Source organism: Acinetobacter sp. 228 (assembly GCF_048147885.1).
This window is the reverse complement of sequence record NZ_JAYWYV010000603.1, coordinates 1-1,030: the sequence shown is the minus strand read 5'-3', so window position 1 is coordinate 1,030 and position 1,030 is coordinate 1. Positions and strand designations below refer to the sequence as shown.

General features: G+C 33.0%; 1 protein-coding gene and 1 pseudogene. One reads left to right on the top strand and one right to left on the bottom strand.

The window, feature by feature from the left end; all coding sequences use genetic code 11:
* Positions 1 to 377: pseudogene (locus tag VXQ92_RS21190) on the bottom strand (branched-chain amino acid transport system II carrier protein); the annotation flags it as partial.
* Positions 378 to 729: 352 nt separating this feature from the next.
* Between VXQ92_RS21190 and VXQ92_RS21185 the strand changes: the two are divergent.
* Positions 730 to 1,030, top strand: a 301-nt coding sequence (locus VXQ92_RS21185) for a M24 family metallopeptidase (protein ID WP_192897554.1), incomplete at its 3' end; no start/stop codon positions are given.

Sequence of the window (1,030 nt, the reverse complement as noted above, 5' to 3'; positions counted from 1 at the left end):
GAAGTAAATTGCACTGTAAATTAAAAGGCTACTGCTAGACGTTCCAAAATAAGATGAGAAACCAATTTCATAAGAAACAGTTGCGGTGCGGGGTGTAGCAAATAAAGGGCCAACTGATAGATAACAAACTACAGTTAAGATTAGACTTGCGATACGACCTAGCGGTGAACTAATAATTTCAATGGAACCCTGCATACGAGAGAGGGCCATAATGGTAATTACAGGTAAGTAATCAAAAAACCTATGGCAGCTAGCCATACATGATCACCAGCTTGTTGAGCGACAATGGGAGGAAAGATAATATTACCAGCCCCAATAAAGAGGGCAAAGGTCATAAAACCTAAGGCAATAATATCTCCGGTACGAAGCTGTTGCATAAATTAAATTTAACAAAAAAGAAAGAATTTTAGAGCAAAAGAGATCATGATCAAGCGCTATTTTATGTGAAAAAGCTTTTTTTTAGGCCGTATCAATCATCCAGAGATATTAAAAATATCAACTGGTTAAGTTATCTACTTGAAAACTCATTGAAAGAAATAAAGAAAACATTTTTTAGGTCTGATTTTTTAAAGAAATTGTGTAAAAATGAAAATATAAATTTCTATTATGAATGTTGAATATTTGGACATTAAAAGCTTTCCGCCTATCCTATATCCATTCTAAAATATTCTAAATTAACTAACATTTTTGTAGGCGTGGTAAAAGCAGTGTCTACGAGGATAAAATTGAATGAGAGCTTCTACTGTTACAATTAAAACTGAACAAGATCTAGAAAAATTAAGAGTTTCTGGGCGTTTGGCTGCACAAGTTTTAGAAATGATAGGGGAGTATGTCAAGCCAGGTGTAACAACTGAATATTTAGACAATATTTGTAATGATTACATCGTAAATACTTTAAAAGTTATACCGGCTAATGTGGGTTATCATGGATTCACAAAAACAATATGTACTTCAGTCAATGAAGTGGTATGTCACGGTATCCCTTCTCAAAATAAAATTTTAAAAGATGGCGATATTATTAATATTGATG